Below are 21,219 nucleotides of genomic sequence, written 5' to 3'. Positions count from 1 at the left end.
GGGAAAGCCCCTTCAGGTTATCTTCCCGGCTTGCGCTGCGCTCAGCCGGGCTACGGGTTACAGCCGTCTGCGGGCCAGTAGCCCGGGTAAGGTGTTTACGCCGCGACCCGGGAATATTCTCCGGTCTATTTCACTTCCTGGAACCCCTGCTCTTTGAGCAATTTCTCTGACTCCGCCATTGAGACATCCTTGAGCGCGCAGTTGGTCACCATTGAGCCGGGCAATTTACACAGTTCGCTCATGTTGGCTTGGGTAAAATCCACGCTGAGATGTTCCTGCGCCTCGGTATCTTTGTAATCGATGTTCTGTTCCACGCCTTTAACGTCGAGATAAACGCTTCTCATCGGCTCAATTAACGCCCGTGCCTGCTCCTGATTGGTCGCGCCGATACTCTGATAGGGAATGGTGTTATTCGCATCCTGACGCAGTACTTTGTCACCCGCGTAATAGTAGGTAAAACTCAGATTGACGCCGTTGGCAGCGCGGGTGAAGGTTTTGCTCTCTTCTTTTTGGTTATCGCAGCCTGAAAGGCCGACTACCAACAGGGAGACCGCCACAGCGGCCGCCAGCTTGTGGTGAAGTTTCATCACAGTCCTTATGTTGATTATGAGTGGCGTTCCGTTTATCAGACGGTATGTCGATTGATTATTGTCACGATTGCCACTGCGCGCAACGCACAGAAAAAGCAGAAGGGGCAGAATCGTCCGGCGGCGAGGGCACGGAAGGGGGCGTTGAAGGGAGAAAAAAGCGCTGCCGGAGCAGCGCTTGATACAGGATTATTTTACCTGCTGACCCGGCTGGGCGCCGCTGTCAGGGCTTAACAGGAAGATATCCTTTCCGCCAGGGCCCGCAGCCATGACCATCCCTTCCGAGATGCCAAAGCGCATTTTACGCGGCGCCAGGTTGGCGACCATCACCGTCAGGCGACCGATCAGCACCTGCGGATCCGGGTAGGCGCTGCGAATGCCGGAGAAGACATTACGCTTCTCGCCGCCCAGATCCAGGCTCAGACGCAGCAGCTTGTCAGAACCGTCGACAAATTCGGCGTTTTCAATCAGCGCGATGCGCAGATCGACTTTGGCGAAATCGTCAAAGGTGATGGTGTCCTGAATCGGATCGTCCGCCAGCGGGCCGGTGACCGGCGCGGCGGTGGCTTTTACCTCTTCTTTCGAGGCGTCGACGAGGGCTTCAACCTGCTTCATCTCGATGCGGTTGTACAGCGCCTTGAAGGTATTGACCTTATGCGACAGCAGCGGCTGCTGGATAGCATCCCAGCGCAGTTCGTTGTTGAGGAAGGCTTCGGTGCGCGCGGCCAGCTGCGGCAGAACCGGCTTGAGCCAGGTCATCAGCACGCGGAACATATTCAGGCCCATGGTGCAGATGGCCTGCAGATCGGCGTCGCGGCCTTCCTGTCTGGCGACGACCCACGGGGCCTGCTCGTCAACGTAGCGGTTAGCCACGTCGGCCAGCGCCATGATTTCACGGATCGCTTTACCGAACTCGCGGCTGTCCCACGCCTCGCCAATGCTTGCTGCCGCATCGGTGAAGGTTTTGTAAAGCACAGGATCGGCCAGCTCAGCGCAGAGCATGCCGTCGAAACGCTTATTGATAAAACCGGCGTTGCGCGAGGCGAGGTTCACCACTTTGTTGACGATATCGGCGTTCACGCGCTGGACGAAATCTTCCAGGTTCAGGTCGATATCATCGATGCGGGAAGAGAGCTTGGCGGTGTAGTAATAACGCAGGCTGTCGGCGTCAAAATGGTTCAGCCAGGTGCTGGCCTTGATAAAGGTGCCGCGTGATTTGGACATCTTGGCGCCGTTGACGGTGACGTAACCGTGTACGAACAGGTTGGTCGGCTTGCGGAAACCGCTGCCTTCCAGCATCGCTGGCCAGAACAGGCTGTGGAAGTAGACGATATCTTTGCCGATAAAGTGATACAGCTCGGCGTCGGAGTCATTCTTCCAGTAGGCGTCAAAGCTTTCGCTATCGCCGCGTTTGTCACACAGATTCTTGAAGGAGCCCATATAGCCGATCGGCGCATCCAGCCAGACGTAGAAATATTTTCCCGGTGCGTTGGGAATTTCGAAGCCAAAGTAAGGTGCGTCGCGGGAAATATCCCACTGCTGCAGTCCAGATTCGAACCACTCCTGCATTTTGTTCGCCACCTGCTCCTGCAGCGCGCCGCTGCGGGTCCACGCCTGCAGCATTTCGCTAAACGACGGCAGGTCGAAGAAGAAGTGCTCAGATTCACGCATCACCGGGGTCGCGCCGGAAACCACGGATTTCGGGTCGATCAGCTCGGTCGGGCTGTAGGTCGCGCCGCACACTTCGCAGTTATCGCCATACTGATCCGGTGATTTACACTTCGGACAGGTACCTTTTACGAAACGGTCCGGCAGGAACATCCCTTTTTCCGGATCGTACAGCTGAGAGATGGTGCGGTTTTTGATAAATCCGTTCTCTTTCAGGCGGCCGTAGATCAGCTCAGACAGCTCGCGGTTCTCTTCGCTGTGCGTCGAGTGGTAGTTGTCGTAGCTAATATCAAAGCCCGCAAAATCGGTCTGATGCTCCTGACTCATTTCGCCAATCATCTGCTCCGCGGAGATGCCAAGCTGCTGAGCTTTCAGCATGATAGGCGTGCCGTGGGCATCGTCTGCACAGATGAAATTGACCTCGTTGCCGCGCATTCGCTGGTAACGGACCCAGACATCAGCCTGGATGTGCTCCAGCATGTGGCCGAGGTGGATTGAGCCGTTGGCGTACGGCAGCGCGCACGTTACCAGAATTTTCTTCGCGACTTGAGTCATAGTGAGCATTACATCTTCTGTTGTAAAAAGGGTTTTTGATATTACCAAAAGGGCACTGGGTGCGCCATAAATGGCTGACCATATATGGATAATCTCAGCTGTGATAAACTGAGTCATTACTGAAAGCCTCTCATAACAACAAAGGAGTCGGGATGAATTCGCAATCCCAGGCCAAATCCCCCGAACGTCTACGAGCGATGGTCGCCGGAACGTTGGCTAATTTCCAACACCCCACTTTGCAGCATAATCTCACCGCGCTGAAAGCACTGCATCACGTCGCCTGGCTCGACGATACTGTGCATATCGAGATCCAGATGCCGTTCGTCTGGCACAGCGCTTTTGAAGATTTAAAAGAGCAATGTAGCGCCGATCTGCTGCGCATTACCGGCGCGCAGGCGATTGACTGGAAGCTGTCGCACAACATTGCCACGCTGAAGCGGGTAAAAAATCAGCCAGGCATCAACGGGGTCAAAAATATTATTGCCGTCAGCTCCGGCAAAGGTGGGGTGGGTAAATCCTCTACGGCGGTGAACCTGGCGCTGGCGCTGGTGGCGGAGGGAGCGAAGGTCGGGATCCTCGATGCCGATATTTATGGACCGTCGATTCCGACCATGCTCGGCGCGGAAGATCAGCGTCCTACCTCGCCTGACGGTACCCATATGGCGCCGATCATGCAATTTGGCCTCGCCACCAACTCCATCGGCTACCTGGTGACCGACGATAACGCCATGGTATGGCGCGGTCCAATGGCCAGCAAGGCGCTGCTGCAGATGCTGCAGGAGACGTTGTGGCCGGATCTGGATTATCTGGTGCTGGATATGCCGCCAGGCACTGGCGACATTCAGTTGACGCTGGCGCAGAATATCCCGGTCACCGGCGCGGTGGTGGTGACGACGCCGCAGGATATCGCGCTGATCGATGCGAAAAAAGGCATCGTGATGTTTGAGAAGGTGGAGGTTCCGGTACTGGGCATCGTTGAAAACATGAGTGTGCATATTTGCAGCAACTGCGGTCACCATGAGCCGATTTTCGGCACCGGCGGCGCCCAAAAGTTGGCGGAGCAATACCACACTCGGCTGCTGGCCCAACTGCCGCTGCATATCACTCTGCGGGAAGATCTGGATAACGGTAAGCCGACCGTGGTCGCCCGTCCGGAGAGCGAGTTCAGCGCAATTTACCGTCAACTGGCGGGACGCGTGGCCTCCCAACTCTACTGGCAGGGGGAAGTGATTCCCGGTGAGATTGCCTTCCGCGCGGTTTAACGCTGCCCTATGACAAACGCCCTGCGCTGCGCTACCCATAATGGACAGAAGAAACGTAGGGCGTTTTTGTTGGCGCTATATGTGGCAGCAATTAGTGCTGATAGAAGATCTCGCCATCGTAAATTTTGACAATTTTGCCTTCAGGTTCGGTGACCAGCACGTAGCTACCGCCCATGTAAGTCCAGTGAGTATTGGCGTCCGGTGCGGGCAGATTGCGCAACTGCCACTGTTTAATGGTGTATTCCGGGGTCATATATAGCGCGGGTACGGTATCGCCGACGTGAAACTGCTGGAAGTCCGAAGTGACCCCATCCAGTTCATATTTCTGCAGTTCAGCGGCGGAAGCCGCCCAAACGCTACTGGTGCAGGCCAACAGTGCGCCCAGAAGCATCATTTTTGTTTTACGCATAATTTCCTCATTATTATCCTGGATTACCCTGGACACAAAATTGCAGCCTCGTATCATTCCTGAAGCATGGCCGGGAAGGCAAGCGTTGGTTGCGTTAAAAATGTAAGAAAACGATGGGCCGGTTGCCTGATTTAGTGCAGTGCGACTGTTTTAAGAACAATCCTGGTAGCAGGATTCGGGAGTCAATATGTTCAGACTGGAAGATCTGACGCTATTTGTTCGTGCGGCGGCGCTGGGTAGCTTCAGCGATGCGGCACGGGAGGTTGGGCAGCAGCCGGCGCAGGTAAGCGCGGCGATTAAGCGTCTGGAGACCACGCTCAATATTCGTCTTTTCGCGCGCTCCACCCGCAGCTTACGTCTGACGCCCGAAGGGGAAACCTGGCTGCCCTATGCCACACAGATGCTGGATACGCTGCATGCCGGGTTACAAAAAATTCAGGTGCCGGATGACGAGGTCCGCGGGACTTTGCAAATTGCGGTACCCTCCGACCTGGGGCGCAATCTGCTGCTGAACGTCTTTCGTGCTTTTCGCCAGCGGCACCCGGCGCTGAAGCTGCGCATTCTCTTTTCCGACCATCGGACCGATGTGTTTAAAGATCCGGTCGATGTGGCCTTTCGCTATGGCGACAATGATGATGCCTCGTTTATTTCCCTCCCCGTCGCGCCGGAAAATCGGCGGGTGCTGGTGGCTTCTCCGCAGTGGATTGCCAGGCACGGCGATCCGCAGACGACGGAGGCGCTGGCGCAACACAATGCGCTACTGTACGTACTGCGCGGCAGGCAGTTCGATCGCTGGCCGTTAAGTCTTAACGGGATGGTTGAACATATGCAGGTGTCCGGCGGCATCATCAGCGATGACGCCGAGGTGATTCGCCGTCTGGCCATTGCGGGGGAGGGCTTTGCCTATAAGTCTGCGCTGGATGTCAGCGATGATATTCGCGCCGGGCGTCTGCAGGTACTGCTGCCGCACTATCAGGGCGACAGAGTCCCGCTTAATATGATTTGTCCGCATCGCAAGCAGCTTTCTGCGGCGGTGCGGTTGCTCTATGAAGAGGTCAGGGCGCACTGTGAAACGGTGCAGGCTGACGCGCTAAGCGGTCCTGTGGACGCTTAGTGCCTCACCAGGGTGGCGAAATAGTAGACCAACGGAACGGCGAGGATCCACAAACCCAGCGGGATTTCTCGCCACTTTCCGGCAACCGTTTTAATCATGATGTAAAACAGCAGTCCGCCGGCGATACCGGTGCCGAAGCTGTTGGCAATCAAGGTGATCATCACCATCATTAATACCGGCAGCCCGTCGGTGAAGCTGGACAGATCGACTTTGCGCAGGCCGCTGAACATATTGAGGCCAATCAAGATCAGCGCCGGAGCGGTGGCCTCTTTAGGGATCATCAGGGCGACCGGCGTAAACAGAAGCATCAGCAGGAACATCACCGCCGCGGCCAGCGCCGTGAGCCCGGTTTTGCCGCCTGCTTCGGCGGCGGCGGAAGACTCGATCAGCGCGGTCGCCGCCGGGATCCCCAGCCACGGGCCGATGGCTGCCGCAATCGAATCGACCATAAACGGCCTGTTGATGTGTGGCATATTGCCTTCGTCATCCAGCAGTCCCGCTTCGCCGCCCACCGCCAGCGTGGTTCCCATGGTGGAGAAAAACTCCGAGGCGAAAAAGACAAACAGGAACGGCAGGAAAGCAATATTCAGCGCGCCCAGCATATCGACGTGGCCGAAGACCGGCGCCAGTGAGTGCGGCATGGCGATAAAGCTGTCCGGCAGACGGGTGACCCCCGCCGGAATCCCCACCAGGGTGGCAAACAGAATCGCCCATAAAATAGCGCCCGGAACGCGCCGCGCCTGCAGCGCCATCGCCAGAAACAGGCCGCACAGCGCGACCAGCGCGCCGGGAGACAAGAAATCACCCAGCATCAGGGCATTGGTTTTGGCATTCGCCAGCACCAGGCCCGCGTTGCGAAAACCGAGCACCGCCACAAACAGGCCGATAGAGGCCGTCAGTCCCAGCTTGATCGACTGAGGGACCGAACGGGTGACCACTTCACGCAGGCCGAATGTGGTTAACACAAAGAACAGAATGCCCGACCAGCAGGCGATGCCGAGGCCAGTTTGCCAGCCGATCCCCTCGCTACCGGCCAGCGTGACGCCCACCAGTACTGAGCCGCCGATGCCCGGGCCGACGATAAACGGCAAATTAGCGTAAAACGCCATCAGCAGCGTACTGGCGACGAAAACCAGAATCGTCCCCGTGGTGACTGCGCCTTTGTCCATGCCGCCCACCGCCAGCAGGCCGGGGATGACCACCAGCAGATAGGCGGCTGCGAGAAATCCGGTGATTCCCGCGAGGCATTCAGTACGTAGCGTGCTGCCGCGGGAGCGCAGGGCAAAACGGCGCTCCAGCCAGCTTCCTTGTGTTGTGGTATGCAGTGTGTTGTCGGCCATGCTCAGGCTCCCCGTTGATTATTGTTGTGAGGCTCGGCGACCGGGGTTTCCCGGCAGTCTATCAGCGGTTCGACAATCTGACGGGTGGTGCCATCGGTCAAACCTAAATCGGTCAAATGGGGGCCGGCATTGCAGGCGAGGCAGGTTCCCTCGATGGCCTTAAATACCCGATAGGGCGGCTCCCAGTCGGCAATCTCTGCGCTCAGGTCGCGTAATTCGCGGAACTGCCGCGCAAGCTCTGCCGCCGGCAGATCGGAAAGCATACCGGCAATCGGCATCGCCACGTCGGCGAGAATAGCGCCCTGGCGGGAGAGCGCCATACCGCCGCCGGAGGTGATCAGTCGGTTAGCGGCCAGCGCCATATCCTCAGCGTTGCGTCCCAGCACCACCAGATTGTGTGAATCGTGCGAGTAGCTGGTGGCGATAGCGCCGCGCAACTCTCCCCAGCCTTCAAGCAGGGCGATTTGCGGCGTCGCCTGGTGGCGGCCGTGGCGGTGCTTTACCCAAATCAGGCTAAATCCATCGGGCAACTGAACCTCGCTGTGGCGTACCTGTACTTCAACCTCTCCCCACTGCGTAAAGCGCGCACCGCGAATATGCCGCAGGCGGGCAACGCCGTGGACAATACCGGGTACCCGCAGCACAAAATCATCCGCACTCAGCGGTGACAGCGGTAGCGTATTGCGCGGCGGGGTAACCCCCTCGGCGGCAGGAATCGGCCGGAGCAGTACGCCATCGCGGGCGATCAGTTTCCCGGCAACGTACACTTTCCGGGCCTCGAGTTTCTCCAGTGAATCAAACACCACCAGGTCGGCGCGGCGGCCAGCGGCAATCAGCCCTGAATCGTGACGCTGTAGGCGAATGGCGGCGTTGAGGGTGGCGAAGCGCAGGGCGTCGGTGGCAGCGAGACCGTGTTCAATCAGCAGGTTGAGCAGGGCGATAATGCCGCCTTTTTCCAGCAGCATATCCGGCGGCACATCGTCGGTACAAACCGTGATCTGCGAGGAGAGGTGCGGCAGGCTTTTCAGAGCCTTGACGATATCCGGCAGCAGATAGGGGTGCGAGCCGCGAATTTCGAGTGTCAAACCGGCGCGCAGCTTTTCCAGCGCATCTTCCGCAGAGGTCAGTTCATGATCGGAGGTGACGCCTGCCGCGAGGTAGGCCTGAAGATCGGCGCCGCTCAGCCCGCGGGCGTGGCCTTCAATCAGCTTGCCGCTGTCGAGACCGGCCTGAACAATCTCCTGCATCCGGGCGCTGCCGTTAAGTACGCCGTGCATGTCCATCACTTCCGCTACGCCGCGTACTTCCGGCCATGCCAGCATGGTCGCCATCTCCGCCCCGGCAAAATCGGCGCCGGACATTTCCAGCCCAGGGGTCGATGGCACGCTGGAGGGGGCGGCGACCATTACCTGTAGTGGCAGGTGGCGGCTGGCCGCGACGGCATAACGCACGCCTTCGACCCCGAGGACGTTGGCCAGCTCATGTGGGTCCCAGAAGACCGCCGTGGTGCCCTGGGCGAGGACAATTTCCGCGTAGCGCTCGGGAGGGAGGTGGGAACTTTCGAGATGGACGTGGGTATCCATCAGCCCCGGTGACAGGTAAGCCCCATCCAGCGCATGGCGTTGGTGGGCGTCGGCGCGGCTACCGCGCGGGTGCACGCTGGCGATCATCTCGCCGATGATGCCGACATCGGCTTCGCGGATTTCGCCAGTGACCATGTCGACTATCTGCGCCCCGGTCAGTAGCAGGTCAAAAGGCGTTTCTTCCCGGGCGGCCATGACGGCGCGGCGGCGGTTTTCAGCATTGCTGGACATAACAACTCCGGCACAAGGATAATGGGGCTACTCTAGGGGCATGGCAAACGTTTGCCCAGATGAATAAATTTATCACCCGATAAGCTCGGGTTATTCTGCCCGATTACCCTTAGCGAAGAATAAGATGACCGAACCGTGGCAGCGCCTGCCTGCGCTTTCTCTTAAACAGCTACAGTACTTTGTTACCCTGGCGGAGCTGCGTCATTTTACCGATACCGCCAGTCGTCTGGCCATCAGCCAACCGGCGCTGAGCAGCGCGCTGCGGCAAATCGAAACGGTGCTGGGCGGCAAGCTGGTGAACCGCACCGCTTCGTCGGTCACGCTAACCGAACTGGGCGCCGCCATTCTGCCGCACGCCCGGCGCGTGCTGAGCGTGGCTCAGCTGGCATTTCATGATATGGAACAGATCGTGGCGGCCGGTGGCGATGGTACCGTGCGCATTGGTCTGGTGCCTTCGGTGAGCTCGCTGCTCTTTCCGCTCCTGCCGCAGGTACTGGCGCAAACTTTTCCCCGGCTGCGGGTCGAGTTCCACGATCAGACGAATGATGCGCTGGTACATGAGCTGCAAAGCGGGAAGATTGATTTCGGCATCGGTGCCATCGACAGCTCGTTACCCGCCGCATTACAAGTCTTCCCATTGCGTGAAGACCCGTTTGTGGCGGTGCTGCACGGTGACGATCCGCTGGCAGACCAACCGCACCTGCCGTGGAAACTTCTGGCCGGGCGCGATATTGCGGTATTCTCGAAAGGGAACATTCAGCGGCTGGTTGGCGCGCTGGCGGAAAGCCATCGCCTGACGCTGAACACGCGTTTTCAGGTGGACTATATTGAAACGTTGTATGGTCTGGTGCGCTCGCGTCTGGCGATTGCCATCCTGCCCGAGCTGTATACCACCCATCTGCAGGATCCGGTGCTGAAAATCGCCCAGCTTCAGCAGCCGGCGCTGGCGCGGACCGTGGCGCTAATGCGCGGGCCACAGCCGCTACCGCCGCTGATTGAGCTGTGTTTTACGCTGCTGCTCAATTCGCTACGAGAGTCGTCTGCGCGGTTCAGGGCAGATGCCCGATCAGCACGTCTATCGTCAGATGATTAATGTACTCCAGCGAGTGCGATGCCATCACTGCCAGCAGGCGGTTGCGGTGCCCGGCGATAATCAGGTCGATCCCCCGCTGATTTACGCAGGCTTCGACATCCTCAAAACGGCGGGGGGTGACCAGCGACAGGGTTTGTACCGGCAGTGAGACGCTGGCCGCCAGCTCATTGAGCAGCACTTTCGCCTGCAGCACCTCCTGAGACACGTCATCATTCAGCAGGCTGTCGGAAACGTAATTCAGCGCCCGATAGTCGGCGCGGATATGGGCAAGCGTGATGCGCATGGCGTTCTCTTCCACCATTCTGGCCGCATGCTGGAGCAGCGGAACGCCGTCCTGGCTGCTGTTAATCAGCACCAGGGCATGATGATAAATGGGCATAGCCGTACCTCGAGATATGAGTAACTGAAAACACGGGCCCCTGAGGTTAATTTTGTGCCCGCCTGGGCCTGAAAGCAAACGGATAAATGGCTAATGGCAGAACCACTCAGCATTATTTACATTTATTCCCTTTATCTTCACTTTCTTATGTGATTAATGGAAACCATTGCGAGTGGCAAATTTTTTAAAAAATAGCCAGGTGTATGCCCTGTGGTTTTTATTTCCCCTTTCAATTAACGGCGGAAAATATAAAACTACTAACAGCATAAATAATAAAGCAACACCAGTGATGGATATTATCATCTTGACACGTAACCAATCTTTGAACTCACCGGGATAACGTATAGCGCTGATGGGGCCTCATTTTGACGTCGCCTTAAATGACTCTGAGGTCCTGTTACCCGCGGCGGATCCAATCCGGGTGAAAGTCATATAAACTACGCAATGAAAACAGACCTGCATCCATTCTGGATATTTACCCTAAGGCGATCATATGATGATTAAACGTATCAGAATATGTCAGTCCGTCGTCGTTTCCTTGAGCGGAATAATATTACTTTTCGCTACTAGCGCGCAGGCTTTCGGCGACCGCCGCGTTGTTCAACCGCCACAGCTGTCGCAACCTGTTTGTACGACCCTCTCACCGGAAGCGCATCAGAGCAGCACCAGCGTACAGCACCGTCTGCAGCAGGCCCTGAACCAATGTCCCGCAGGTCAGGCCGTACGCCTGACCTCTGGTCCGCAGGGCAATACGTTCAAAAGTGGTCCGTTACAAATACCCTCTGGCGTATTTCTGCGACTTGATGCAGGGAGTGTGTTGCTCGCAGATAATGACCCCCGACGCTATGACACAGGACAGGGACATTGTGGAACCATCGACCAGAAAGGGGGCGGCTGCAGGGCTTTTATTTCTATGGTAAACAGCGTCGGCGGCGGGATTGAAGGGGAAGGGACGATTGACGGGCAGGGAGGAGAGCGAATAGCCGGTCAGAATGAAACATGGTGGGAAATGGCGCGCCGTGCCCAATCTGTTACCGGCGGCAGGCAGAACGCCCCGAGGTTAATTCAGATAGATGATGCGCATGATATTGTCATTTATGGCGTGCGCCTGCGTCATGCTCCAAACTTTCATATCGTTCTCAACCATGTCCAGGGGGCAACTCTGTGGGGCGTTATTATTGATACGCCTGCGACGGCAAGAAATACGGACGGAATAGACCCCGGCGCCTCGCAGGATGTCACCATTACTCACAGTTTCATTCGTACCGGTGATGACAATATTGCCATCAAAGCCGGAAGCGGGCCTTCACGACACCTGTCCATCACGGACAATCACTTCTATTCAGGGCACGGCATGTCTATCGGAAGTGAGGTGAATGCGGGCGTCAGCGACGTACTGGTACGTAACCTTACGCTTGACGGGACCACATCAGGATTGCGTATTAAAAGTGATGCCAGTCGTGGAGGGTTGGTCAGCGATATTCTGTATTCGCACATCTGTATGCGCAACACGCGCTGGCCCGTTTCGTTTGATACCCACTATTCACCTACAGCTTCCGGTACATCTCTCCCGGAATACCGGAATATTATACTGCGGGATGTCAATGCCAGCGGCGACCGGCCTGCCACGGTCATTCTGCGGGGGTATGACGCTTCACATCCTCTTATGGTCCGGATGGATGGCGTAACATTCAGCCCCGGCACCCAATGGGTAACAGAATTTGCCCGCTTAACATCTGGCGCAAACGGTATACAGCCCTCGCCACCAGCAACCATTAACCCTGTAGCCGCGCATTACTCACCGATTGACTGCTCTGAGCAATGGGTTCCTTTTCCGGCATAGTGGTATTGCCTTCTCACTCAGCGGGCAGGCGCATCTGATAAACCTCCGGCGATAGCGGAGGATATTGATGATCCCGGTTTAAAGAATCGCCTGGGACACAACCCGGGACACATGCAGGTTTTAACGCTTGTTTGTTGGACTTCCCGCTGGCATTATCCTCAGCAGGGATTAATGAGGAGCATTAATCGCAAGTATTTGATTTTGATTTAAATGACTCGGGGTGCCCTTCTTCGTGAAGGCTGAGAAAAACCCGTACCACCTGATCTGGATAATGCCAGCGTAGGGAAGTCAGAGACCAAAGGGTCGTTGCTTCTTCATCGCCTGGCTGGAGCAAACGATGCAAGCTGAGCCTCTCAATGCCGCGCATATTGCGCACCTGCAACATCTTTTTCGCCGTCATTCCCCCCTTGTTCACTGCATGACTAACGATGTGGTACAGACCTTTACTGCCAACGTCCTACTGGCGGTCGGCGCCTCGCCCGCGATGGTGATCGATCCGCAGGAAGCGAGCCAGTTTGCGGCGCTCGCGGATGCGCTGCTGATTAACGTCGGAACCTTAACCGTCGACCGTGCGCAGGCGATGCGCGCCGCGGCACTCAGCGCGCAAAATGCGGGCAAACCGTGGGCGCTGGATCCTGTGGCGGTCGGGGCGTTAACCCTGCGCAGCACGTTTTGTCATGAATTGCTGAGCCTGCAGCCGGCCGCCATTCGCGGCAACGCGTCCGAGATTATGGCGCTGGCCGGAATGAGTGCCGGCGGGCGCGGGGTCGATACCACTGATACTGCGGTGGCAGCTCTGCCCGCTGCACAGGCACTGGCACGGCAGATCAGTACCATTGTTGCCGTGACCGGCGAAGTGGATTACGTCACCGACGGCCAGCGTACGCGCGCGGTCACCGGCGGTAATCTGTTAATGACCCGGGTCGTGGGAACCGGTTGCGCGCTTTCGGCGGTGGTGGCAGCCAGTACCGCCATGCCCGGCGATCGCCTCGAAAACGTCGCCGCCGCCTGCGGCCTGATGAAACAGGCGGGCGGCGTGGCGGCGCGCGGCAGAGGACCGGGCAGTTTTACCCCGGCATTTCTTGACGCGCTGTACGGGGAGAACAAAGGATGAAACGCATTAATGCGCTGACTATCGCCGGTACCGACCCCAGCGGCGGCGCGGGGATCCAGGCCGATCTGAAAACCTTCTCTGCCCTGGGAGCCTATGGTTGTTCGGTTATCACCGCGCTGGTGGCGCAAAACACCCGCGGCGTGCAGTCGGTCTATCGCATCGACCCGGATTTTGTTGCCGCGCAACTGGATTCGGTATTCAGCGACGTTCGCATCGATACCACGAAAATTGGCATGCTGGCGGAAACGGATATCGTGGAAGCCGTGGCGGAGCGTTTAACACGCTATCAGATTGAGAACGTTGTCCTCGATACGGTGATGCTGGCGAAAAGCGGCGATCCGCTGCTCTCGGCTTCAGCGGTGGCGACGTTACGCACCCGCCTGCTGCCGCAGGTTTCGCTGATCACGCCGAATCTGCCGGAAGCAGCGGCGCTACTGGATGCACCGCACGCGAAAAATGAAAAAGAGATGCTGGAGCAGGGGCGGGCGCTGCTGGCGATGGGCTGCGGCGCGGTGCTGATGAAAGGCGGTCATCTCGACAACGCGGAAAGCCCGGACTGGCTGTTCACCCGCGATGGCGAGCAGCGCTTCACCACGCCGCGGATCCAGACTAAAAATACCCACGGAACCGGCTGTACGCTCTCCGCGGCGCTGGCGGCGCTGCGCCCACGCTATCGCGACTGGGGAGAGACGGTTGCCGAGGCGAAAAGCTGGCTTTCTGCGGCGCTGTCACAGGCGGATTCGCTGGAGGTAGGCCACGGTATCGGGCCGGTTCACCATTTCCACGCGTGGTGGTAAGCCTGATATACTGGCGTGAGGATTCTGCCAGGAAAAGATAAATGGAACAGGCGCATACCCGGTTAATTACCCAGCTTGTTGAACGAATTGCGGCGCCGAATAACGCGCCGCTCTATCTGAAGTTTGCCGACACGATCAAGGATGCCGTGCGCAGCGGCTGGCTGGAAAACGGCAATATTCTTCCCGGTGAACGCGATCTCAGCCAACTGACCGGCGTGTCGCGTATTACCGTACGCAAAGCGCTCCAGCTGCTGGAAGACGAAGGCGTGGTGACCCGTTCGCGGGGTTACGGGACACAGATCAACAATATCTTTGAATATTCGCTGAAAGAAGCGCGCGGTTTTACTCAGCAGGTGGTTTTACGCGGTAAGAAGCCGGATACGCTGTGGGTGCACAAACGCGTTGTCAAATGTCCGGAGGAGGTTGCCCGGCAACTGGCCATCGTGGCAGGCAGCGATGTGTTTATGCTCAAACGCATTCGCTATGTTGACGAGGACGCGGTTTCGCTGGAAGAGTCCTGGGTGCCTGCGCACCTGATCCATGACGTCGATGCGATCAGTGTCTCGCTGTACGACTACTTCCGCAGCCAGCAGATTCTGCCGCAGCGAACCCGCTCGCGCGTCAGCGCCCGGATGCCGGACGCCGAATTTCAGGCGCATATTAAAATGGACAGCGCCATCCCGGTGCTGGTGATCAAGCAGGTTGCCCTCGATCAGCACCAGCACCCCATCGAATACAGCATCAGCTACTGCCGCAGCGACCTATATGTTTTTGTGTGCGAAGAGTAGCGCTTCGCGGTCCGGGGCGCAATCTCCGCCCCGATGGCCCACGACCCAGGCTGCGACGGCATTACCCAGCGTAACCGCTTCCCCCAGGCTCCAGCCAGCGGCCAGCCCGGCAAGCGTACCGCCGGCATGGCTGTCTCCGGCACCGATCGTATCGACGATCTCGGTCGGGAAAGGGGCGGCGAGGCCGCTCTCCTGCGGACTGAAATACCAGGCGCCTTCTTTATCCAGACGCACAATCAACGGGGCGGCATATTTGTTCAGCCAGGCGGCGCCAAATTCGCTGACCCCGGGCGAAAATCCGTGGGCTTCGGCTGCGATGGCGGCCTCCTGGCGATTAACGGAAACCAGCGGCTTAAGAGCCATCAGGCGCGCCATCAGCGTCATGGGAATATCGGCAATCCGCGGACCAAAGTCGATAAAGGCGCTAACCTGTGGCTGCCTTTCCAGCCAGCAAACCAGCCGTTCGCCGCTGGCGGATGCCAGCTGATAGCCGGAAAGATAGACCAGGCCGCCGGAGGGTGAATGCAACCGTTCGAGCCACGCGTCGCACCACTGATTTTCCACGCCGCTGAAGGACATAAAGGTCCGCTCGCCATCCGGCTCAACCAGCGCCAGACACCAGCCATTGTCGCCGTCCACCTGGCTGATGACGCTCGTTAATCCCTCCTTGGCCAGGCGCTGGCGGATAATTTCCGCCCACACCCCCTGGCCAATCGGCAGGGCATTTTGCGCGTCGATCCCCAGCCTTTTTAACGCCACGGCGATGTTCAGCGCGCAGCCGCCGACATTAACGCTCTGTTGCTGTAGTTCGATATCACACCCGCGCCAGGGCAGGGCATAGGCGTCGGCAATCACATCAATCACCGCGGCGCCGAGGACGGTGACCGGACGCTGTGCTTTCAGCGTGGTCAGTTTAGCCGTTAACTGTTGGGCATTCATTTGGCCTCCCGCTGCTGGCGATAGTGCATCAGAGCATCGGCGTAGCGCGTGAAGTCCAGTTTGTTGACCTCGTCCAGGCGCGCTTTAGAAGCGCCATCGATGGCGGAAACCCCTTGTACAGCGCCGCAAATTGCTGTCGCCATGGCTCCGATGGTGTCGGTATCGCCACCCAGGTTGGCGCAGAGAATGGCGCAGCGGTTAGGGTCGGTACCGGCCAATTCCACCATCGCTATCGCGCACGGGACGGATTCAATGGTGCTGGTACCGGCGCCAATCAGTTGATAAAGCTGCTCGCTGGCGGACTCCGGACCATCGGCCTCGCGTACGGTCCGTAACGCCAGCTCAATACGCAGCGCCAGCGAGGCGCTGAAGGTGGTGATCTTCCTTTCCTGCGCGTGGCGCGCCACGGCTGGCAGGGCATCCACAATTGCTGACCAGCCGATGCCGTCAACAGCGCGGGAGATAGCCCACGCGATGACCGTCGCGCCGGCGATGGCTAAATCCGATTTATGCGTCGGGCTGGAGGCCGCAGCCACGTCGCAGATAAACGCGTCAAGATTGCCGCCCGGCAGCAGACAGCCCAGCGGGGAGGCGCGCATTGCCGCGCCGTTGGTCACGCCATTATTATCCAATTCGCTCACCGGTTTGCCATTGCGAATCGCGTTGAGGGCAATTTTCGATGTCGGCCCTAAGACGTTTTTATTAAATGCATCGAAGCCTTCAGCCCAACGCAGAATATGTTGGCCGATGACATCCGGGACGATCTGTCCGTCGCATTCGATAATGGCGTCGGCGAGGCATAGCGCCATCGAGGTGTCATCGGTAAATTCCGCCTCGGCAAAGTAGCAGGCGGCGTTATTCTCCGCCGGGCCCGGCAGGAAGCGGTCGATCCAGCCAAAATTGGCTTTCACCCGCGATCTTGGCCATAGCTCCGACGGCATGCCCATCGCATCCCCTAACGCCTGCCCGTAAAGAGCACCGAGAATACGTTCTGCTTTCATTTCACTTCCCCTTGTTTAAGCTCAGCATTTTGTGTATCGACGTCGATGGTCGTAATCTCTTTGTCCGATTCCCGGAAAAACACCACGAACAGCACGGCGATAATCGCAATCATGATGGCGCCGAACGTCCACATGCCCGCCCAGTTGAAGGTGAGGCCATTGACGGGGTGCGAGTAGGCGAACATTTTCTCCATCATCACGCCGCCGAGGCGGTAACCGAGCAGACTGCCAAAGCCCTGGCAGCAGAGCGTAATTAACCCCTGGGCTGCATTGCGCATCGATACCGGCGCCTTCTTATCGACGTAGATATAGGCGGTAACGTAGTAAAAATCGTAGCTGACGCCGTGCAGCAGAATGCCGAGGAACATCAGTGTATAAGTGAAATAGTTCTCCGCGCCGCCGAAGACAAAAAAGCCATAGCGAATTGCGGCGGTAATCAGACCAAGCAACAGAACCTTTTTAATACCAAAGCGTTGAGTAAAGAACGGCAGAGCCAGCATAAAGAAGATTTCAGAGAACTGGCCGAGGGTCATCCATCCGGTGGCGTTCTTCATACCGGCTTCGGTGAGGTAGCCGTTGGCGAAGATGTAATAGAAGGCCAGGGGCATGGCAAACAGAAAGGAGCAGAAGAAAAAGACGAGGAAGTTTTTGTCGCGTAGCAGGATTAACGCATCCAGCCCCAGCATGACTTTCAGGTCCAGTTTTCCATGGCTTTTCGGCGGAGTGTTCGGCAGGAACAGGGCAAAGACGCCGAGCAGGGCAGAACTGCCGGCGGCAATCAGCAGCGGGACATTGGTGGGCGAAATATCGCTCAGACCGAGCATCTGCGGTAAAAATCCGCATACCAGGCCGGAGCCGATCCAGCCGATGGTCCCCATCACCCGAATCCGCGGGAAATCGCGCTCCACGTCCGCCACGTTTGAAAAGGCGATACTGTTGGTCAGCGCAATGGTCGGCATGTAGGTTAACGAGTAGGCGAGCAGGAGCGGGAAGAAGCCGCCGAAGGTCGTCTGCTGCGCGGCGAAATACATCAATATCGCCCCGGCGAACATCAGTACCGCCAGCACTCTCTGCGCGGAAAAGAAACGGTCAGTCAGCGAGCCCACCAGGATCGGCGAAAGAATCGCTGCGATGGCGGTACAGGCATAGGACCAGCCGATTTCACCGGCGCTGAAGCCGCTTTTGCTCAGCCACAGCCAGAGGGGGACAAACCAGGCGCCCCAGATAAACCATTCGACGAACATCATGAACGACAGCTTTACTGTAGTTTTCATCTTGAGATCCTTCATGACAGGTAGGGTACGCCTTTAAAATACCAATTAATAATACCTTTTAAATACCTTTGGGCGAATTGTTTGAGCAAATTAACACTTTTTGTCCCTGAATCGTGCCAGCTTAAATGGCTGAAAAATGCGGTTCAGGCTGGAAAATATGCTAAGACGGTACCAGGCTTAAGCTGCCCAAATAAGTGGGTCAGGATAATACATGCCGGCTGCGGCTGGCACTTACGGGAGCATAGCTATGACTGATATTACGCAGTTGCTTGGCAAAGATGCCGACAGCCTTTTACAGCACCGTTGTATGACCATTCCAGCCGACCAGCTTTATCTGCCGGGGACGGATTACGTTGACCGGGTTATGGTGGATAACAATCGTCCGCCGGCGGTGCTGCGTAATATGCAGACCCTGTATAATACAGGGCGCCTGGCCGGAACCGGATACCTCTCCATCCTGCCGGTAGACCAGGGTGTGGAACACTCGGCGGGGGCCTCTTTTGCCGCCAACCCACTCTACTTTGATCCGAAAAATATCGTCGAACTGGCTATCGAAGCCGGTTGTAACTGCGTAGCGTCCACCTACGGCGTGCTGGCCTCGGTATCGCGTCGTTATGCGCACCGCATTCCCTTCCTCGTGAAGCTAAATCATAACGAAACCCTGAGTTACCCGAACACCTTCGACCAGACGCTGTACGCCAGCGTTGAGCAGGCCTTTAACATGGGCGCGGTGGCGGTGGGGGCGACGATCTATTTCGGTTCAGAAGAGTCGCGTCGGCAGATTGAAGAGATCTCCGCGGCGTTCGAACGCGCGCATGAGCTGGGGCTGGTGACCGTGCTGTGGGCCTATCTGCGCAACCCGGCATTTAAGAAAGATGGCGTCGATTATCATGTGTCGGCCGATTTAACCGGCCAGGCTAACCATCTGGCGGCCACCATTGGCGCCGATATCGTGAAGCAGAAAATGGCGGAAAATAACGGCGGCTATAAGGCGGTGAACTTTGGTTACACTGACGATCGCGTCTATAGCAAGCTGACCTCGGAGAACCCTATCGATCTGGTCCGTTATCAGCTGGCGAACTGCTATATGGGACGCGCCGGGTTGATTAACTCCGGTGGCGCTGCTGGGGGGGAAACGGACCTGTCTGATGCTGTACGTACGGCAGTTATCAATAAGCGTGCGGGCGGGATGGGGCTGATTCTCGGTCGTAAAGCGTTTAAAAAATCGATGAGCGATGGCGTGAAGTTGATCAACGCCGTTCAGGATGTGTACCTCGACGGCAAAGTGACGATTGCCTGATCCTGAATGCTGTGACGAAAACCCCTCTCTGCCGCGAGGGGTTTTTTATTATCAGGAGAGGCTCGCTTTCATCACAACGGCAACGGACGGGCTGCTCGACGTGAATAAAAGCGCAGAGGAAAAAGGCCAGCACGTACAGCGCGGTGTGCGCCGCCACAGCATAAAACCGAACAGCATGGTTTTCTGCGGGGGGATAATCCCGGCAACCACGCCGAACGACTGTTTGCTACGGACATGATGATCTTATTTTCAGGGTACAGAAAGATGCTCCGGTGTCGTCACCGGAGGTTTTTGATTATTGCAAGAGTGGGTAGCGCTGTGGGATGCTATTGCCGAATCAGACGGGCGACCTGTTGCAACGCCAGATAAGCCTCATAGCGACGCTGATGAAGCGGCTGATATTGCGTCGTACTGCGATAGGTTTTGTCCACCCGGGTAAATTGTTGCATAGCCTCCTGCAGCGAGGCGGAAACCTGGCCAGCTACGGCGCCAAGAATGGCCGAACCTAACAGTACCGGCTCGCTGCATTCGGTGCTGACAATCGTTATCCCGCAGGCATCGGCCAGCAGCTGACGAACCAGCGGATGCTGTCCTGCGCCGCCGCTGATGACGATATTCTCGCTGTTAATCCCGCAGGACTTCTGCGCGTCAACAATCTGCCGCAGGCCGTAGCCGATACCGCATAATCCCGCAACGTAGAGCGCAAGCAGGTTGTCCAGATCTCGCTCCATACCTAATCCGGCAATGACTGCTTTGGCATGCGGGTCCGCCAGCGGCGCACGGTTACCTAAGAACTCCGGCACCACGTGCAGCCCGGCGGCGAGTCCGGCGGCCTCGGACGGGGTCGCTACCTGAGCCAGTACCCGGTCGGCGAGATAGACCGGCAGCGGTACGCCCGCTTCCTGCGCCAGCGCGCGTGCCTGCTCGGCCGCAGGATGGAAACTTAACAGCTGGTCGATGGCGGCGCCTGCCGCGCTTTGCCCGCCTTCGCTCAGCCACAGGCCCGGTACCATAGCGGAATAGTAAGGCCCCCAGACGCCGGGCACGAAGGCGGCGTTTTGCGTGCTGGTCATGGTGCAGGAGGAGGTGCCGAAAACACAGGCCATATTGCTGACCGCGCCATTGAGAACCCCGACGGTACCGATGCCGCCAGCATGAGCGTCAATCATGCCCACCGCCACGGGCGTTCCGACCGGCAGGCCCATCTCGTGAGCCGCTTCCGCGCAAAGGCCCTCACCGCACGGCGTCCCCGGCTCGACAATACGCTGGCCAATACGCGCAAAATCATCCTCGGCCAGATCTCCCAGACCAATTTGCTGGAAGTAGTCGGCATCCCAGCGTTGCTCATGGGCCAGATAAGTCCATTTGCAGGTGACGGTACACATTGAACGGGCCAGATCGCCGGTGGCGCGCCAGGTCAGGTAATCGGCAAGATCGAAAAAGTGGCGCGCTTGCCGATAGATATGCGGGCGGTTTTCCTTGAGCCAGAGGATTTTCGGCGTTTCCATCTCCGGCGAAATCCTGCCGCCGACGTACTGCAATACCGCATGTCCGGTGGCGTTAATCTGCTCCGCCTGGCCGATGGCGCGGTGATCCATCCAGACGATGATGTTGCGGTCCGGATCGTCGGAAGGCCCGACCGCCAGCGGTTCTCCGCTTTCGCCGACCACGACTAACGAGCAGGTAGCGTCGAAACCCATCCCGGCGACCGACTCCGGCGGCATGCCGGAGTGCGCTACGGCGGTTTTTATGCAGGCGCAGACCGCCTGCCAAATCTCGCGGCTGGATTGTTCTACCTGGTTTCCCGCGTTGCGGAACAGGGTGATTTCCCGTGTGGCATGAGCAAGCAGCTTGCCCTGAAGGTTGAAGATGCCGGCGCGTACGCTGCCGGAGCCGACATCGACGCCAATAATGGTTTGAGTATCGTCATTCATAAAGCCGT

18 protein-coding genes and 1 riboswitch are annotated in these 21,219 nt (G+C 57.8%); of the genes, 8 read left to right on the top strand and 10 right to left on the bottom strand.

Annotation, left to right across the window (positions count from 1 at the left end):
* Positions 1–125: 125 nt before the first annotated feature.
* Both ACZAHD_RS02620 and metG read right to left on the bottom strand, forming a co-directional pair.
* Entirely contained in the window at positions 126–587 is a 462-nt protein-coding gene (locus ACZAHD_RS02620) for a YehR family lipoprotein (protein ID WP_462455405.1), read from the bottom strand.
* 189 nt (positions 588–776) lie between these two features.
* On the bottom strand, positions 777–2,810 hold the full coding sequence (gene metG / locus ACZAHD_RS02615) for a methionine--tRNA ligase (RefSeq protein ID WP_462455409.1): 2,034 nt from the start codon (positions 2,808–2,810) through the stop codon (positions 777–779).
* 152 nt (positions 2,811–2,962) lie between these two features.
* Between metG and apbC the strand changes: the two genes are divergently transcribed.
* Positions 2,963–4,072 carry an iron-sulfur cluster carrier protein ApbC gene (apbC, locus tag ACZAHD_RS02610; RefSeq protein WP_462455404.1) on the top strand — a complete coding sequence of 370 codons (1,110 nt, stop codon included), beginning with the start codon at positions 2,963–2,965 and terminating at the stop codon, positions 4,070–4,072.
* Positions 4,073–4,163: 91 nt separating this feature from the next.
* Here the strand turns inward: apbC and ACZAHD_RS02605 are convergent, their stop codons facing one another.
* Complete coding sequence (locus ACZAHD_RS02605; RefSeq protein ID WP_462455403.1) at positions 4,164–4,481, bottom strand: RcnB family protein; 318 nt, start codon at positions 4,479–4,481, stop codon at positions 4,164–4,166.
* Positions 4,482–4,668: 187 nt separating this feature from the next.
* On the opposite strand from ACZAHD_RS02605, the gene ACZAHD_RS02600 reads away from it, so the two are divergent.
* Positions 4,669–5,595 carry a LysR substrate-binding domain-containing protein gene (locus tag ACZAHD_RS02600; protein WP_462455402.1) on the top strand — a complete coding sequence of 309 codons (927 nt, stop codon included), beginning with the start codon at positions 4,669–4,671 and terminating at the stop codon, positions 5,593–5,595.
* On the opposite strand, the gene ACZAHD_RS02595 is transcribed toward ACZAHD_RS02600, so the two are convergent.
* Both ACZAHD_RS02595 and ACZAHD_RS02590 read right to left on the bottom strand, forming a co-directional pair.
* Positions 5,592–6,935 carry an NCS2 family permease gene (locus ACZAHD_RS02595; protein ID WP_462455401.1) on the bottom strand — a complete coding sequence of 448 codons (1,344 nt, stop codon included), beginning with the start codon at positions 6,933–6,935 and terminating at the stop codon, positions 5,592–5,594. The two genes, ACZAHD_RS02600 and ACZAHD_RS02595, sit on opposite strands and share 4 nt — an antisense overlap.
* A gap of 2 nt (positions 6,936–6,937) precedes the next feature.
* Positions 6,938–8,749, bottom strand: coding sequence for an adenine deaminase (locus ACZAHD_RS02590; protein ID WP_462455400.1), 1,812 nt, complete (start codon positions 8,747–8,749; stop codon positions 6,938–6,940).
* Positions 8,750–8,873: 124 nt separating this feature from the next.
* On the opposite strand from ACZAHD_RS02590, the gene ACZAHD_RS02585 reads away from it, so the two are divergent.
* Positions 8,874–9,842, top strand: coding sequence for a LysR family transcriptional regulator (locus tag ACZAHD_RS02585; RefSeq protein WP_462455399.1), 969 nt, complete (start codon positions 8,874–8,876; stop codon positions 9,840–9,842).
* On the opposite strand, the gene ACZAHD_RS02580 is transcribed toward ACZAHD_RS02585, so the two are convergent.
* Positions 9,799–10,221, bottom strand: coding sequence for a universal stress protein (locus ACZAHD_RS02580; protein ID WP_462455398.1), 423 nt, complete (start codon positions 10,219–10,221; stop codon positions 9,799–9,801). The two genes, ACZAHD_RS02585 and ACZAHD_RS02580, sit on opposite strands and share 44 nt — an antisense overlap.
* Positions 10,222–10,714: 493 nt before the next feature.
* Here ACZAHD_RS02580 and ACZAHD_RS02575 point away from each other — a divergent pair, with 493 nt between their 5' ends.
* The 4 genes from ACZAHD_RS02575 (at position 10,715) to ACZAHD_RS02560 (ending at position 14,763) form a co-directional block, all read left to right on the top strand.
* Positions 10,715–12,064, top strand: a complete 1,350-nt coding sequence (locus ACZAHD_RS02575; RefSeq protein ID WP_462455397.1) for a glycoside hydrolase family 28 protein — start codon at positions 10,715–10,717, stop codon at positions 12,062–12,064.
* Positions 12,065–12,270: 206 nt separating this feature from the next.
* A riboswitch (TPP riboswitch) is annotated at positions 12,271–12,367 on the top strand.
* Between the two features lie 34 nt (positions 12,368–12,401).
* Positions 12,402–13,178 (top strand): hydroxyethylthiazole kinase, encoded by a 777-nt coding sequence (gene thiM, locus ACZAHD_RS02570; protein ID WP_462455396.1) that lies wholly within the window; start codon positions 12,402–12,404, stop codon positions 13,176–13,178.
* A complete protein-coding gene (thiD, locus tag ACZAHD_RS02565; protein WP_462455395.1) occupies positions 13,175–13,975 on the top strand; it encodes a bifunctional hydroxymethylpyrimidine kinase/phosphomethylpyrimidine kinase in 801 nt (266 codons plus the stop codon). Before thiM ends, thiD begins: the two co-directional genes overlap by 4 nt.
* Positions 13,976–14,016: 41 nt before the next feature.
* A complete protein-coding gene (locus tag ACZAHD_RS02560; RefSeq protein ID WP_462455394.1) occupies positions 14,017–14,763 on the top strand; it encodes a GntR family transcriptional regulator in 747 nt (248 codons plus the stop codon).
* Here the strand turns inward: ACZAHD_RS02560 and ACZAHD_RS02555 are convergent.
* The 3 genes from ACZAHD_RS02555 to ACZAHD_RS02545 are packed head-to-tail and all read right to left on the bottom strand — an operon-like array spanning position 14,737 to position 17,977.
* Positions 14,737–15,702: a PfkB family carbohydrate kinase gene (locus ACZAHD_RS02555; protein ID WP_462455393.1), complete on the bottom strand. Its 966-nt coding sequence runs from the start codon at positions 15,700–15,702 to the stop codon at positions 14,737–14,739. The two genes, ACZAHD_RS02560 and ACZAHD_RS02555, sit on opposite strands and share 27 nt — an antisense overlap.
* The gene (locus ACZAHD_RS02550) at positions 15,699–16,703 is read right to left on the bottom strand and encodes an ADP-ribosylglycohydrolase family protein (protein ID WP_462455392.1); all 1,005 of its coding nucleotides are present in this window, start codon (positions 16,701–16,703) and stop codon (positions 15,699–15,701) included. Before ACZAHD_RS02550 ends, ACZAHD_RS02555 begins: the two co-directional genes overlap by 4 nt.
* Positions 16,700–17,977: a nucleoside permease gene (locus ACZAHD_RS02545; RefSeq protein ID WP_462455391.1), complete on the bottom strand. Its 1,278-nt coding sequence runs from the start codon at positions 17,975–17,977 to the stop codon at positions 16,700–16,702. Before ACZAHD_RS02545 ends, ACZAHD_RS02550 begins: the two co-directional genes overlap by 4 nt.
* 247 nt (positions 17,978–18,224) lie before the next feature.
* On the opposite strand from ACZAHD_RS02545, the gene fbaB reads away from it, so the two are divergent.
* Positions 18,225–19,277 (top strand): class I fructose-bisphosphate aldolase, encoded by a 1,053-nt coding sequence (fbaB, locus tag ACZAHD_RS02540; protein WP_462455390.1) that lies wholly within the window; start codon positions 18,225–18,227, stop codon positions 19,275–19,277.
* A gap of 326 nt (positions 19,278–19,603) precedes the next feature.
* On the opposite strand, the gene ACZAHD_RS02535 is transcribed toward fbaB, so the two are convergent.
* Positions 19,604–21,211, bottom strand: coding sequence for an FGGY-family carbohydrate kinase (locus ACZAHD_RS02535; protein ID WP_462455389.1), 1,608 nt, complete (start codon positions 21,209–21,211; stop codon positions 19,604–19,606).
* Between the last annotated feature and the right edge of the window lie 8 nt (positions 21,212–21,219).

The organism is Raoultella sp. (genome assembly GCF_039594335.1).
In the GTDB taxonomy this organism is placed as follows: Bacteria; Pseudomonadota; Gammaproteobacteria; order Enterobacterales; family Enterobacteriaceae; genus Klebsiella.
Note: the sequence above shows the minus strand (reverse complement) of the source record. Positions and strands in the feature narration are given on the sequence as shown.